Here is a 14,053-nt window from a genome sequence, read left to right as displayed (position 1 = left end):
GTTAGCTTGGCAGAAAGGCCGCGTCGCGACCAGAGGGGGGTACAGGTTTTTGCCATTTCCTTGCGCGGCGATCCATAATGCGCCGCCAGAGCGGTGGAACAAGCGCAACGACGGCCATCACGGGCAGCGAATGGGGCAAGACCGGCATTGTGTCCGGGGTGACTTCGAGGGCGGGAAACGGCCGCGCAGGGCGCATGTGGTGATCCGAATGTTTCGGCGCGTTCAGCATCATTGCGCTGGAGTACCATTTGGGTGCGTTCCAGCTGTGTTGTGGCCCGATGGGTTCGGGTTTGCCGGTGGCATCTAGCCTGCGGCGCAGGCCGTAGTGCTGGACATAGTCAGACAGCAGCAGTTGCAGTTGTGCGTAAAGGGCGATGGCGAGATGGGCTGCAATACCTTTGAGACCAGCGATGAGATATGCGAGAGCCAGTGCGATGACACCTCCGCCGACATAGGCCGCATAGGGGTGCGTCCAGATGGGCGGGTTGGCGGAGGCGCGGGCGCGCTGCGCATTATCGGCCCTGAGGCCCGCTGCGAACTCTCCGCGCAGCACGCGCAGGACGTAGGACCAGAAACCCTCGCCCAGTCTTGCTGAGTTGGGGTCCTGCGCTGTGGCGGCAAAGACGTGGTGGACCTTGAGATGGGCTGAAACATGGTGGCCGTGGAGAAGCGAGATGTAGATCGCAGCGCCGATGCGGTGCGGCCAGCGGGCGGCGGCATGAATCAACTCGTGGGCGTTGGAATTTGACACTTGTCCGAAGTAAAGCCCAAGGCCTGTGAATATCAGCAGCTTGTCGAGCAAGGAGAGCGCGTCCGCGCTGCCCAATGCCCAGACCCCTAGCGCCAGCAGCGGGAAATGCACGGCGGCCAGCGTCAGGCTAAGGGTACGCCCGCAGGTCTGGCTGGCCGGCAGGTGCCGCGTGAGTTTATCCATGAAAAAGACCAGCACCGTGATCGACAGCACCGCCAGCAGTGGAAACGGCCCGCCCAAAAGGCAGGCCAGCGCCAGAAGGGCGGCGGGGGTCAGGCTGGCTGTGGCGTACCAGAACATCATCGGCTTTCGGTCATTTGTGCTGTGCATGTTTCTTATAGGCGAAATGGGGCGCGGCAAAGAACACATCGTGACGCAGACGGGGCCAGTCAGCCGCGCAAAGGGCTGCGCAATTGTCGCTTTTTGATCGCAGGGCGAGAGCGGACTTTGGTAGAAACGCCTTAACATCGGTCGGAGGGACGCATCATGGCGCTGGATCAGCATGACAAGGCAGGCGGCAAAGGGCCGCAAAAGGGCGTCTGGAAATCCGGCAAGGGCAAGGGGCGGCACCATACCAAGGGTCGTCAGCTGCGCGATGACGCCTGGGCCGAGGTGCGGGAACTCTTGGGGAACCGCGCACGAGACCGCGATATGCTCATCGAGTTTTTGCATTTGATACAGGGCTCCTATGGGCATTTGTCTGCAGCACACCTGCGGGCCTTGGCTGAAGAAATGCGGCTGTCCATGGCCGAGGTCTATGAGGTGGCTACGTTCTATGCCCATTTCGACGTGGTCAAAGAGGGGGAGGCACCGCCGCCCGCGTTGACCATCCGAGTGTGCGATTCGCTGTCTTGCGAACTGGCCGGGGCGCAGGCTTTGAAGGCCGCGCTGGAAGATGGGCTGGACCCCGGCGAAGTGCGCGTGCTGCGCGCGCCCTGCATGGGACGCTGTGATACCGCGCCTGTGCTGGAACTGGGGCATCATCACATCGACCACGCCACGCCCGAGAAAGTGCAGGCGGCAATTGCGGCAGGCGAGATCCATGCGCATATGCCGGATTACGAGACCTTCGATGATTATGTTGCAGAGGGCGGCTATGCCACCTTGCAGGCCTTGCGCAAGGGCGGGGATTGGGAGGCGGTACAGGACAAGGTGCTGGCGTCCGGTTTGAGGGGGCTAGGCGGGGCCGGGTTCCCGTCCGGCAAGAAATGGGGCTTTGTGCGGGACAATGCAGGGCCGCGTTATATGGCTGTGAATGGGGATGAAGGCGAGCCGGGGACGTTCAAGGACCGTTACTACCTTGAGCGGGTGCCGCATCTGTTCTTGGAGGGCATGCTAATTGCCGCTTGGGCAGTCGAAGCGGCGAAGGTGTTCTTGTATATGCGGGATGAGTACCCCGCCGTGCTCGAGATTTTGGCGCGTGAGATCAAAACATTGGAAGCTGCCGGGATTGTGGAGGCAGGCTTTGTCGATCTGCGACGTGGGGCCGGTGCCTATATCTGCGGTGAGGAATCCGCGATGATTGAAAGCATCGAAGGCAAGCGCGGGTTACCGCGCCATCGCCCGCCTTTTGTGGCCCAGGTTGGTGTCTTCGGGCGGCCCACGCTGGTGCATAATATTGAAACATTGCATTGGGTTGCGCGAATTTGCCGCGAGGGGCCGGAGGTGCTGTCATCGGTTGAGAAGAACGGGCGCAAGGGATTGCGTTCCTATTCGGTTTCCGGCCGTGTGGCCAAGCCTGGCGTTTATCTGATGCCCGCAGGCTCCACCATCACGGATGTGATTGCAGCAGCCGGTGGGATGTCGGCGGGTCATGTGTTCAAGGCCTACCAACCGGGTGGGCCGTCTTCGGGGCTGTTGCCGGCATCGATGGATGACGTGCCGCTCGATTTTGATACGTTGCAGCCGCATGGCTCCTTCATCGGCTCTGCGGCTGTGGTTGTGTTGTCCGATCAAGACTCGGCCCGTGCGGCGGCGCTGAACATGCTGCGGTTCTTCGAGGATGAAAGCTGCGGGCAGTGCACGCCTTGCCGCGTCGGATGCGAGAAGGCGGTGAAACTGATGCAGGCCGAGCGATGGGACACCGGGCTATTGGAGGAATTGTCGAGTGCGATGGTCGATGCCTCGATCTGTGGCCTAGGGCAGGCGGCACCCAATCCGATCCGTATGGTGATGAAACACTTCGCGGACGAGATTTAGAACGGGGCGTTTTCTTGTGAAGAAAACGGTCGGAAACTTTTGAAGTTTCCGCCCCCGTTAGTTCTGCATCACGCGGCAACTGCAGCCTGCTTTGCGCATCGCCGTGCAAAGTTGCCTCGCCCCATCTCGGCTGTTGCGCCCGTAGCGGGCAAAGAAATATCCCTTCTTGGTCGCGACCTTATGCGGCTTATAGATCAGTTCCGGCTTTTCGCGCCCCAGGACACCGCGACAGGCGGCTGTGCGGGTGCGAGCACCTGCGGTGGCGGCCTTTTTGGACTGCGCAAAGCCCACTTGAACGCCCCAAGGTTTGATGCGGGGCGCTGGCGGTTTGGGCTTTGCTAGCGGCGTGACCCTGCGCTTTTGCGCCATCGCGTAGCAGGCTGGCAGGAAGCTCTGTGTTTTAGACAGGCGCATATCCTGGGCTTTCGGTTTGCCATTGCGCCAGTCCTCGGCGTTCAACCCGGTGATGATCGGCACGTAGTTTACCGTTTCGGGGGCCAGCCCCTTGCCCTCCAAAAAACCCTCGGCGCGGCGTTCTCCGCCGTTATAGCCAATCGCAGCCATGCCCTCATTGCCATAGCGGCGCACCATTTCGGCCAGGTATTGGGCCGAATGTTCCAGCGCATCTGCCGGGTTATAGGGGTCCACCAGCCCGCGCAGCGCTGCGGTCGAGGGGATGAACTGTGCAATGCCCCGCGCGTTGGCGTGGCTGAGCGCATTGGGGTCAAACCGGCTTTCCTGCCAGATCAGTCTGGCAAAGAAATCCGTGTTCAGACCGTGCCGTTCCGAAAATGTCTTGATCGCATTGCAGGTGTCATAGACAAAATGCGACCGGCGGATGCAGTGGGAATGGCCCCACTTTTCGCTCGAACACATGATGCCCGGTTCGGCCCGCACAGAGGGGGCGTTCAGGCAGACATATAAAGCAATAACAAGGGCCAAGAGCGGTCGCATGTTCTGTTGGTGCAGGGATCGGTGTGGCATGTCAATTCCACAGGCGCTTCCATCCGCCGCACAGAGGGGGTAAGCCTGAGGAAATTCAGGTGCGGAGACCCCCCTTGGCGTTTTTCAAGAAGCTTAAAGACCGTTTGTTCAAGTCCTCCTCGAAGATCGACGAGGGGCTGGAGGCTATTGTCAGCGATGGCGGCATGGCCGAGGCACCGGTTGATGAGGTGATGCAGGAAGCCCCTGCTCAGGCGATTGAGACCGAAGAGACAGAGACACAGGCCGAGCGCGCAGCGGCTGAGGCGGCAGCGCAGACGGAAGCCGAGCAAGCGCGCGCACTTGAAGAGGCCCGGTTGGCCGAGGAAGCTGTGAAGGCTGAAGAGGCGGCAGCGGCGGATGCAGCCCGCAAGGCTGAAGAAGCAGCGGCTGTGCGGACAGACGCAGATGCAGCCCGTAGGGCTGCGGCAGAGGCGGCAGCGCAGCTAAAGGCGGAGGCAGCTCGCAAGGCAGAAGAGGACCGCCTTGCCGCCGCAGCGCGCGAAGCGGAAGAGGCCGCAGCAGCGCAAGCCAAAGCCGATGCAAAGGCAGCACAGGAAGCCGCCGCTCGTGACGCGGTGCCGGTGCCGCTTGAGCCGTTGAAGTCGACGCTGACACCCGTGTCCCCTGATCTGCCCCAAACCCCGGACGCGCCGGCGGCCAAGCCGGGTCTGCTCGGTCGTCTCATGGGACGCGCGGCACCACAGACCGTGGTCCGTCGAGCGCTTGATGACGAGATGCTCGAACAACTCGAGGAGCTGCTCATCACCGCAGATATGGGCGTGGATACAGCCCTGCGTGTCACTGCGAACATGGCCGAAGGTCGCTTTGGCAAGAAGCTTTCGGTGGCCGAGATCAAACAGCTGATGGCCGATGAAATTGCCCGCATCATGGAGCCGATTGCCAAGCCGCTGCCGCTTTATCCGCAGACCCCGCAAGTGGTGCTGGTGGTAGGCGTGAACGGCTCTGGCAAGACCACAACAATTGGCAAGCTTGCCAGCCAGTTCAGAGCAGCGGGCAAGAAGGTGGTGATCGCCGCGGGCGATACCTTTCGCGCCGCAGCGGTAGAGCAATTGCAGGTCTGGGGCGATCGCGCTGGTGTGCCCGTGCTGACGGCAGCACAGGGCAGTGACCCCGCCAGCCTCGCCTTTGATGCGATGGGCAAAGCCGAAGCCGATGGCGCCGACCTGTTGCTGATCGACACGGCGGGCCGTTTACAGAACCGAGGCGATTTGATGGAAGAGCTGGCCAAAATCGTCCGCGTGATCCGCAAGAAAGACCCCAGTGCGCCGCATAACACCTTGTTGGTGCTGGATGCGACGACCGGTCAGAACGCAGTCAACCAGGTCAAGGTTTTTCAGGACATCTCGGATGTGACGGGGCTGGTGATGACCAAGTTGGATGGGACCGCAAAAGGCGGTGTGCTGGTGGCACTGGCGGACAAATTCGGTCTGCCCATTCATGCCATCGGGGTCGGCGAGCAGATCGACGATCTGTCGCCCTTCGATCCACAGGAATTCGCGGACGCTCTCGTTGGTTACGAACGGTGAAGACAACTGACGGGACCGCATTGTGACCGAATGGCTGCTTTCGATCGAAGGCACCGCATCAGGGCATCAAATGGCGCTGATCCTTGCCCTCATGGCGGCCTTCTTGCACGCGGTGTTTGGCGCTTTGCAAAAGGGGCGGCATGATCCCTGGCTGACCCGTGGGGCGATTGATTTCTGTTATTGCATAATGGCGGCCCCCTTCGCGCTGTTTGTCGTGCCTTGGCCGGAACCGCACATGTGGATCATTTTTTTCGGCGCCTTCGCCATTCACATCATCTACAAATGTTTGCAGGCTTGGGCCTATACCAAGGGCGCCTATACGGTCGTTTATCCGGTGGTGCGTGGCACCGGGCCGCTGTTTGCGGTCATCGGGGCCTATCTGATATTCGAGGAACGCTTCACCGGGGTGCAATGGCTGGGCGTCGGCGTCTTGCTGGCGGGCATCTTCGGGCTGGCGGTCTATAACATGAAATATCTGGTGTCCGAGCGGGACACACTGAATGCGGCGCTGGCCATTGCGGTACTGACCGGGCTCTTTGTGGCGGCTTATACCACCTACGACGCTTACGGCATCCGCGCGACGGCCAATCCGTTTACATTTCTGGCGTGGTTTTTCATGATCGACGGGTTGGTGATGCCGGTGGTGGCAGCCCGGCGCTGGATGCGGATGGCAGATGCACCGGCCCTTGTGCCATTGATGACCCGCGGCGTCTTTGGCGGCATCGTAGCATTCCTGAGTTTCGGGTCCATCATGATGGCCACGCGGCTGGACAAAGTGGGCGAAGCCGCCGTGCTGCGCGAAACCTCGACCGTGTTTGCCGCTGTCATCGGCGTTGTGTTCCTGAAAGAAACCGTTGGACCACGCCGAGTGGCACTCATGGCATTGATTGCGGCGGGTGCCGTGATAGTTGAGTTGGGTGGCTAGGAGAGCAATCGTGAGCGAGCAAAAAACCATCAACCCGATCCTCAAACAAGCGCTGGAGCTTGGCCCGACGCTGGTGTTCTTTCTGATCTATCTGCGGATTCGCGATGATGTCTTCACCTTCGGTGGGACGGAGTATACCGGTTTTATCGTGGCCACGATCATTTTCGTGCCGATCCTGCTGGCAGCGATGGGCGTGCTTTGGGCGCTGACCGGAGAGTTGAGCCGGATGCAGATCTTCACAGCCTTCATGGTGATCTTTTTTGGTGGCCTGACCGCTTGGTTCAATGACGAGCGGTTCTTCAAGATGAAAACCACGATCGTCTACGCCTTTTTCGCCGCGATCCTGTCGATCGGTTTGATCCGGGGGCAAAGCTATCTGGCTTACGTCATGTCCGAAATGATCCCGATGAAACACGAGGGCTGGATGGTGCTGACCCGGCGTCTGACGGTGTTCTTCCTTGTGCTTGCCATCGCAAACGAGGTCGTCTGGCGCACCATGTCGACGGACGCCTGGGTCAAGATCGAGACCTTCGGCTTTCCCGCGTTGATGTTTGTGTTCTTATGGAGCCAGATCGTCTCGCTTGAGAAATATACTGAAGCGGATGACACAGAGTAAAAGCCGGAAACTTTCAAAGTTTCCGACTGTTTTCTTTTTAAAAGAACCCGACCCAGTCAACTCTTGCGCAATTCTGCATAAAGCGCGCGGCCCCGCTGCACCCCCTCACGCTTACCCATCGTGTCCAGCCAGCGTGCCATATGCGGCTTGTCGTCCAACGTCTGCTGTTGGCCTTCCCAAAGCGACGCCCAACCCCAGATGGCGAAATCCGCAATCGACACAAAGTCACCCGCGACAAATTCATGCCGCGCCAATTGCCGGTCTAGTACCCCATAGAGCCGCCCCGTTTCGGCGCGGTAGCGGTCCTTGGCGTAAGGCACGTCTTCCTTGGCGAATTTCAGGAAATGATGCGCCTGTCCGGCCATCGGCCCAAGACCGCCCATCTGCCACATCAGCCATTCGTCAACTGCGATTCGCTCGCGCTCCGTGCTGCCGCAGAATGTGCCTGTCTTGCGGGCAAGGTATTGCAGGATGGCCCCGCTTTCGAAGATCGAGATTGGTGCACCATCTGGCCCGTCGGGATCCACTATCGCGGGCATCCGGTTGTTCGGCGCGATCTTGAGGAAATCCGGCGCGAACTGGTCACCCGCACCGATGTTGATGAGGTGGGTTTCATAGGGCAGGCCCATTTCTTCCAAAGCAACAGAGATTTTCCAGCCGTTCGGCGTGGGCCAGTAATACATGTCAATGGGGGCGGTCATCGGTATCTCCTGTCAGTTGGCGCTATCATGACGAAAACATCATTCTTGCCAAGGCCTGTGATTGACGCGCATCCCCAAGCGGCGTATGCCAGCCCCCGTGGTGATTTGTTACCGGATTGCGGACCACGTTAAACATGCTGCTAAAAGGTCAGGATGAAAGCCCCCTTTCGCTTGACCGCGTCTGGGGTTTTTTATTGTCCGCTGACATGTGGGCCGGAAGGATATGAAGATGAGCAAGGATTGGGATCAGGGCACCAAAGCGGTGCATGCAGGCAGCAAGCGTAGCCAATATGGCGAGGTGTCCGAGGCGATCTTTATGACCCAGGGCTTTGTCTATGACACAGCCGAAGCTGCCGAGGCCCGCTTCGAAAGCGCCGGACCTGACGAATTTATTTATGCCCGCTATGGCAACCCAACCGTCGCGATGTTCGAAGAACGCATTGCTGCACTCGAAGGGGCCGAGGATGCATTCGCCACAGCCTCTGGCATGGCAGCGGTAAATGGCGCGATGATGTCGGTGCTGAAGGCCGGCGATCATGTGGTTTCTGCCCGTGCGCTCTTTGGCTCATGCCTTTACATCGCTGAAGAAATTCTGCCGCGTTTCGGGGTCGAGGTGACCTTTGTCGATGGCAGTGACCTGAGCGCTTGGGAGACGGCAATCCGGCCCGACACCCGCGCTGTGTTCTTTGAATCGCTGTCGAACCCGGCGTTGGAACTGGTCGATATCGAAGCGGTGGCAAAGCTGGCCCATGGACAGGACGCTTTGGTGATCTGCGACAACGTCTTTGCCACGCCGGTCTATTCGCACGCCATTGCGCAGGGTGTTGATCTGGTGATCTATTCGGCAACCAAACACATCGACGGACAGGGCAGGGCGCTGGGCGGTGTGATCCTGGGCAGCCGCGAACTGATCCGCAAAACGATCGAGCCCTACATGAAGCACACCGGCGGCTCCATGAGCCCGTTCACCGCGTGGATCATGCTGAAAGGGCTCGAAACGATGCGCCTTCGGGTGCGCGAACAGACTGCGACTGCCGCATATCTGGCCTCGGCCCTCGAAGACCATCCGCAACTTTCACGCGTTATCTATCCCGGTTCGCCCAGCCATCCGCAACATGCGCTGGCGATGGCGCAGATGGGGGCGGGTGGCACGATGCTGGCGATCGAGGTCAAGGGCGGCAAAGAGGGTGCCTACAAGTTCCTGAACGCCTGCAAGATCGGCCTGATCTCGAACAATCTCGGGGACGCTAAAACGATCCTGACGCCGCCCGCATTTACCACCCATCAGCGCCTGCCGCAGGAGCAGAAAGACGCGCTGGGCATCACGCCCGGTCTGGTGCGGATTTCGGTGGGTCTTGAGGATGCAGACGATCTGTTGGCAGATTTCACCCAGGCCTTGCTTGATTGAATCTGCTGAGTTTGCAGCGGGTTAGGTGTACACTGCGCCCGCTCGCAATATCTTCATTGGTAAATGATGTGGCATAGCCTAACTATGACTTACTCACTCAAGAGGGGGGCAAGTTCATGAATGCAATCACTTCCGTGACCAAAACGCCTGCGCTTTCAGAGGCCGAAGAGGCGCTATCCGTGCTCAAGGCATGGGCCGCAAAGGCGAGCCAGACCGAGATTGACGCGCTCGATCCGACGGTTTCGCGATTTTTGGTGCCCGATGTGGCCTATCCTGCGTTCAGCCGCACCTATCCCGAAGATTTTGCCGTTGGCGATAATTACAAAGCCACGCTGCCGGACCTACAGAATGGTCCGTCCAGCCTGATCCGCGGAGCGCGTCAGCAAATCCAGCATGTGGGCATTTCGAACTTCCGCCTGCCAATCCGCTTTCACAGCCGTGACAACGATGATTTGACGCTTGAAACGTCGATCACCGGTTCCGTCAGCCTGGAGGCGGATAAAAAGGGCATCAACATGTCCCGCATCATGCGCAGTTTCTACAAACATGCCGAGCAGACATTCAGCTTTGACGTGATCGAGGCCGCGCTTGATGATTACAAAGCCGATCTCGAAAGCATGGATGCCCGCATACAGATGCGTTTTTCCTTCCCGATGAAGATCGAATCCCTCCGGTCAGGTCTATCGGGTTATCAATATTATGATGTGGCGCTTGAACTGGTCGAAAAAGACGGGGTGCGGCAGAAGATCATTCATCTTGACTACGTCTATTCCAGCACATGCCCCTGTTCTTTGGAGCTTTCCGAACATGCCCGTGCCACGCGGGGCCAGCTCGCGACGCCTCATTCGCAGCGTTCGGTCGCGCGGATTTCGGCGTTGATCAACCCCGACAGTGGGTGCCTTTGGTTTGAGGATATGATCGACGCTTGCCGCCGCGCTGTACCAACAGAAACGCAGGTGATGGTCAAACGTGAAGATGAACAGGCCTTTGCCGAATTGAACGCGGCCAACCCGATCTTTGTCGAAGACGCTGCGCGTTTGTTTTGTGAACAGCTTTTGGCGGAACCCCGGGTCAAGGATTTTCGCGTGATCGCAAGTCATCAGGAAAGCCTGCACAGCCACGACGCGATTTCGATCCTGACCGAAGGGCCGACCTTCGAGGTGCACAGCATAGATCCGAAGTTGTTCAACACGCTGTTCCATACGGGCTGAGATAGCCGTTCTAACCTGCGCCCGTGTGCCTTTTAGAAGCCCATGCTCACCTATCGGTGGGCGTGGGCTTTTCGCTTTCGCGGGTACGATGATCGTTGTGGTGTCGACCCAAATCTAAAGCTGAAAATTTTCAGATAATTCTATTCGCGGCATGCGCAAAGCGAGGGGCGGCTATGCAGATTTGGGCCTTCTCTGCAGTGCAGCATCGGCCTATCTCTGTCTCAACGAAACACACCGCAATGAAAGAAATATCATGGCATACCAAGAAGTTACTCAAGCCAATATCGTTCTGAACCAGGAAATCGCCGCAACAGGCCGTTTTTTTGCAGGGATCGGCGCATGGTTCGGCCAGATTGCCCAGAACATGGCAATGGCCTCCGAAGGTCAGCGCCGCGTAAACCAGGTGCACGCCCTGCAGGATCTGAGCGATGACCAGCTGAAGCGTTTGAACATCAGACGTGACGATATCGTACATCACGTTTTCGGCGATCTTTACCACATTTGATCGTCGGTTCGGATGATGGGTTTACGGCCCGGTCTTGTCCTTCGCGGGGCAGGCCGGGCCGTTTGCATGTCAACTGCGCGGACCTCTGCACAGCGGTGACCGCTTGACACCGGCCAAGCGCCGCGCCAACGCTTTGCCCATGTTGGATTTGCGCCCTGTCGGATATGTGATCGGCCTTTTGGTTGCAGTGCTGGGCGTGGCCATGGTGTTGCCGCTTCTGGTGGATGTCGCCGAAGGGCGCGGCCATTGGCTGGTCTTCGCCGAAGCTGGCGCGCTGAGCATCCTTGCAGGCGGATTGATCGCCTTGGCCTGTGCCAATGGTGTGAACGAAGGGCTGACCATCCAGCAGACGTTTTTGCTGACCACTGGCGTCTGGATGATGCTGCCACTTTTCGGGGCTTTGCCGTTCATCCTGGGGGCCACGCAATCCAGCTTCACCGATGCGTTTTTTGAGGCGATGTCGGGCTTGACAACGACCGGCTCTACCGTGTTGACGGGGTTGGACGCTCTGCCCAAAGGATTGCTCTTGTGGCGCGGCATCCTTCAATGGTTAGGGGGCATTGGTATCATCGTTGTCGCGATGGTGTTTCTGCCCGAACTCCGCGTTGGCGGGATGCAGATCTTTAAATCTGAAAGCTTTGATACTTTTGGAAAAATCCTGCCCCGCGCCGGCCAGATCGCAAGCCAGATTTCGGTGATTTATCTGTGGCTGACGCTGGCCTGTGTCATGAGTTATATCGCTGTTGGCATGTCCGTCTTTGACGCGACAGTACATGCGCTGACGACAATTTCTACGGGTGGGTTCTCGAATTACGATGCCTCTTTCGGGGCATTTTCCGGCCCCGGCGAATATGTTGCATCCTTGTTCATGATTCTCTCGGCGCTGCCTTTCGTGCGCTATGTGCAAATTTTGAACGGCAATGCGCAAGCGCTGCACCGCGACCCACAGGTGCGCGGCTTTCTGATGACGATAGCGGTCCTTGTCACAGTGGTCTTTGTGCTGCTGCAAAACGTGTTTCCGGGCGAAGAGGAACGCGTCCTGCGCGAGGCGCTTTTCAACATCACTTCAATCATCTCGGGCACAGGCTATGCTTCTGTCGATTACATGAAATGGGGCTCCTTTGCGGTTGCTTTGTTCTTCTTCATCGGGCTGATTGGCGGCTGTGCGGGGTCCACAGCCTGTTCAATCAAGATTTTCCGGTTCCAGCTTCTGTTTGCCTCCATTCGCGCGCAACTGCGGCGCATCCGCTCTCCGCACGGTATTTTTACGCCGCGCTATGACGGACGGCCTGTGGGACCGGATGTGCTGTCCTCTGTCATGTCGTTCTTCATGTTTTTTGTGCTGACACTCGGATTGGCCGCTGTCGCGCTGAGCCTGACAGGCCTCGATTTTATCACCTCCATCTCCGGGGCCGGGGCCGCGCTGGCCAATATCGGACCGGGGTTGGGGCCGATCATTGGCCCTGCCGGCAATTTCAGCACCCTCAACGATACTGCGAAATGGATCCTTAGCATTTCCATGTTGATCGGACGGCTGGAGCTGATGGCCGTCTACGTTATTCTAACCGTCAAATTCTGGAGAGCCTGATGGCCGAGACTGCAAGACCCCTCGGGGCGCAGATATCCCATATGCTAAAAGATCGTGGTGTTGATGTGATCTTTGGCATCCCCGGCGTGCACAATCAGGAAATGTACCGTGGCATCGAAGAGGCGGGCATCACCCATGTGTTGGCGCGGCACGAACAGGGGGCGGGGTTCATGGCCGACGGCTATGCACGGGCGACAGGCAAACCGGGGGTGGCCTACGTGATCACCGGTCCGGGGGTGTGCAATATCATGACACCGATGGGGCAGGCCTATTCGGACAGCGTGCCGATGCTGGTCATCTCGTCTTGTCTGGATGAGGTGGCGGCCAAGCGCGGGCAGTTGCACCAGATGAAGGATCAGCGCGCGGCGGCAGCGACGGTGTGTGATTGGTCAGAGGAAGCGCGGACGCCGCAGGCGGCCTATGCGCTGATCGACCGTGCCTTCATGGAGTTCGAGACCCGGCGTGCACGGTCCAAACATGTGCAAGTGCCGATCCAGCTTTTGGAGGCGGACGCACCGCCCGCGCCCGAAATGGCCAACGCTGAACTTGCCGGCGACATGCGACGCGATGCTTTGGCGGTGCGCCGCATTGCGGATGCGCTGATGTCGGCGGAGCGGCCCGTCATGGTCCTTGGGGGCGGTGCCACTACGGGTGCATCGCTTTATTCAAAGCTGGCCGAAAAGGTGGGGGCAGCCGTTTTCACCAGCTACGCCGGGCGCGGCATCATGCCGCCAGAGCATCCTTTGTCCTTCGGTGCCGTTTTGGCGCGGCCGGAGTCCGAACGGGTCATTGCAAGCGCTGATTTGATCCTGGTAGTCGGTTGTGAACTGGCCGAAGTGGATCTGTGGCGTGACAATCTGGGCGGGGATGCACCGATCATCCGGGTTGATATCGATCCTGCCGTGCTTGCCAGCCAACAACGCGCGCAAGACAGTGTTGTGCTGGGCGAGGCCTATGAAACGATGGAGGCGGTGCTGGATGCCGTTGAAGGACATAGGCCTGCAACCGGATGGACGGCGCAAGAAATCGCCAAGACCCGTGCCCGCTGGCGAGTCGAGACAGATGCCGAGCGGCCCGGTATCGTGCCGATTTGCGATGCGTTGCGCGAGGCTGTGCCAGCCGACACTATGATCTACTCCGACATGACCCAATTCGCTTATGTGGCCAAGGAGGTCTGGGACATGGACCGCCCCGGCCATTGGCACCATCCTTACGGCTTTGGCACGTTGGGCTACGCGACCCCTGCGGCTATCGGCGGGGCAGTGGCGCGGCGCGGCAAACCCACGATGGCGATCATCGGGGATTACGGGTTTCACTATACTGTGCAGGAACTTGGCGTGGCGGTCGAACTCGGGCTGAGCCTGCCAATCATCCTGTGGGACAATGGCAAGCTGGGCGAGATTGAGGACAGCATGGTGCGGGCACAAATTGCGCCCAATGCAGTGGTCGCGCGCAACCCTGACTTCGTGAAACTGGCAGAAGCCTTTGGCGCAGGGGCGGTGGCACCGCAAACGCTAGAAGAGATGCAGGCGGCCGTCGCGGCCGCGTTCAAAGCGGACGGCCCGACCTTGATTTATCTGACACCGGCACTCACCGCCTGAACGTTTTCTTTCAAAGA

Annotated in this window: 12 protein-coding genes and 1 riboswitch; of the genes, 9 read left to right on the top strand and 3 right to left on the bottom strand. The window is 59.1% G+C overall.

All coding sequences use genetic code 11. The features are described from left to right. Position 1: 1 nt before the first annotated feature. The gene (locus Z945_RS0117785; protein WP_025053444.1) at positions 2 to 1,051 is read right to left on the bottom strand and encodes an alkane 1-monooxygenase; all 1,050 of its coding nucleotides are present in this window, start codon (positions 1,049 to 1,051) and stop codon (positions 2 to 4) included. A 186-nt stretch (positions 1,052 to 1,237) separates the two neighbouring features. Between Z945_RS0117785 and Z945_RS0117775 the strand changes: the two genes are divergently transcribed. Further along, entirely contained in the window at positions 1,238 to 2,950 is a 1,713-nt protein-coding gene (locus tag Z945_RS0117775) for an NAD(P)H-dependent oxidoreductase subunit E (protein WP_025053443.1), read from the top strand. A 57-nt stretch (positions 2,951 to 3,007) separates the two neighbouring features. On the opposite strand, the gene Z945_RS0117770 is transcribed toward Z945_RS0117775, so the two are convergent. Further along, positions 3,008 to 3,934: a lytic transglycosylase domain-containing protein gene (locus Z945_RS0117770; RefSeq protein ID WP_241434525.1), complete on the bottom strand. Its 927-nt coding sequence runs from the start codon at positions 3,932 to 3,934 to the stop codon at positions 3,008 to 3,010. 74 nt (positions 3,935 to 4,008) lie between these two features. On the opposite strand from Z945_RS0117770, the gene ftsY reads away from it, so the two are divergent. Genes ftsY through Z945_RS0117755 form a run of 3 tightly spaced genes read left to right on the top strand, consistent with a single transcriptional unit; the run spans position 4,009 to position 7,022 of the window. After that, a complete protein-coding gene (gene ftsY / locus Z945_RS0117765) occupies positions 4,009 to 5,481 on the top strand; it encodes a signal recognition particle-docking protein FtsY (RefSeq protein WP_025053441.1) in 1,473 nt (490 codons plus the stop codon). Between the two features lie 22 nt (positions 5,482 to 5,503). Continuing rightward, entirely contained in the window at positions 5,504 to 6,406 is a 903-nt protein-coding gene (locus Z945_RS0117760; RefSeq protein ID WP_025053440.1) for a DMT family transporter, read from the top strand. A 10-nt stretch (positions 6,407 to 6,416) separates the two neighbouring features. Next, positions 6,417 to 7,022, top strand: a complete 606-nt coding sequence (locus tag Z945_RS0117755) for an inner membrane-spanning protein YciB (RefSeq protein ID WP_025053439.1) — start codon at positions 6,417 to 6,419, stop codon at positions 7,020 to 7,022. Between the two features lie 56 nt (positions 7,023 to 7,078). Here the strand turns inward: Z945_RS0117755 and Z945_RS0117750 are convergent, their stop codons facing one another. Beyond that, on the bottom strand, positions 7,079 to 7,723 hold the full coding sequence (locus Z945_RS0117750) for a glutathione S-transferase N-terminal domain-containing protein (protein ID WP_025053438.1): 645 nt from the start codon (positions 7,721 to 7,723) through the stop codon (positions 7,079 to 7,081). 87 nt (positions 7,724 to 7,810) lie between these two features. Continuing rightward, positions 7,811 to 7,887, top strand: a riboswitch (SAM riboswitch). 65 nt (positions 7,888 to 7,952) lie between these two features. Here Z945_RS0117750 and metZ point away from each other — a divergent pair. From metZ to Z945_RS0117725, 5 genes are all read left to right on the top strand, one after another. Next, positions 7,953 to 9,131: an O-succinylhomoserine sulfhydrylase gene (gene metZ, locus Z945_RS0117745; RefSeq protein WP_025053437.1), complete on the top strand. Its 1,179-nt coding sequence runs from the start codon at positions 7,953 to 7,955 to the stop codon at positions 9,129 to 9,131. A gap of 116 nt (positions 9,132 to 9,247) precedes the next feature. Then, positions 9,248 to 10,342 carry a GTP cyclohydrolase FolE2 gene (gene folE2, locus Z945_RS0117740; protein WP_025053436.1) on the top strand — a complete coding sequence of 365 codons (1,095 nt, stop codon included), beginning with the start codon at positions 9,248 to 9,250 and terminating at the stop codon, positions 10,340 to 10,342. A 253-nt stretch (positions 10,343 to 10,595) separates the two neighbouring features. Continuing rightward, positions 10,596 to 10,847, top strand: a complete 252-nt coding sequence (locus tag Z945_RS19850; RefSeq protein ID WP_037971479.1) for a DUF1127 domain-containing protein — start codon at positions 10,596 to 10,598, stop codon at positions 10,845 to 10,847. A 139-nt stretch (positions 10,848 to 10,986) separates the two neighbouring features. After that, positions 10,987 to 12,435 carry a TrkH family potassium uptake protein gene (locus Z945_RS0117730; RefSeq protein WP_025053434.1) on the top strand — a complete coding sequence of 483 codons (1,449 nt, stop codon included), beginning with the start codon at positions 10,987 to 10,989 and terminating at the stop codon, positions 12,433 to 12,435. Continuing rightward, the gene (locus Z945_RS0117725; RefSeq protein ID WP_081781023.1) at positions 12,435 to 14,036 is read left to right on the top strand and encodes a 5-guanidino-2-oxopentanoate decarboxylase; all 1,602 of its coding nucleotides are present in this window, start codon (positions 12,435 to 12,437) and stop codon (positions 14,034 to 14,036) included. Before Z945_RS0117730 ends, Z945_RS0117725 begins: the two co-directional genes overlap by 1 nt. The last annotated feature ends 17 nt before the right edge of the window (positions 14,037 to 14,053 follow it).

It is taken from the genome of Sulfitobacter noctilucae, assembly GCF_000622365.1.
GTDB classification, from domain to species: domain Bacteria; phylum Pseudomonadota; class Alphaproteobacteria; order Rhodobacterales; family Rhodobacteraceae; genus Sulfitobacter; species Sulfitobacter noctilucae.
Note: the sequence above shows the minus strand (reverse complement) of the source record. Positions and strands in the feature narration are given on the sequence as shown.